The organism is Pseudomonas batumici (assembly GCF_000820515.1).
GTDB classification, from domain to species: domain Bacteria; phylum Pseudomonadota; class Gammaproteobacteria; order Pseudomonadales; family Pseudomonadaceae; genus Aquipseudomonas; species Aquipseudomonas batumici.
In genome coordinates, this window is the sequence record NZ_JXDG01000102.1 from 1 (window position 1) to 355 (window position 355).

At 55.8% G+C, this 355-nt stretch carries 1 tRNA gene; it reads left to right on the forward strand.

Annotated elements, in window-relative coordinates:
* Positions 1-198 precede the first annotated feature (198 nt).
* Positions 199-274, forward strand: a tRNA-Val gene (locus UCMB321_RS28410).
* Positions 275-355 lie beyond the last annotated feature (81 nt).

Genomic DNA, 355 nt, shown 5'->3' on the forward strand with positions numbered 1-355 from the left:
GGGTCGCGGGTTCGAGTCCCGTCCGCTGCGCCATATTCGATGATCTGGACCACTGAACGCCAGGTCATCACAGAAAGCCCGCCTTGTGCGGGCTTTTTGCTGTGTGGGCCTTCGAGAAATCGATGTACTGAAAAAAGATTATTTAAATCAGTGCGTTATGGATTTTTTGTGGCATAATGCGCCCGCACCGAAACGAAAGGGTGATTAGCTCAGCCGGGAGAGCATCTGCCTTACAAGCAGAGGGTCGGCGGTTCGATCCCGTCATCACCCACCATTCGCTTCAACGCTACGCGCAGCGGTAGTTCAGTCGGTTAGAATACCGGCCTGTCACGCCGGGGGTCGCGGGTTCGAGTCC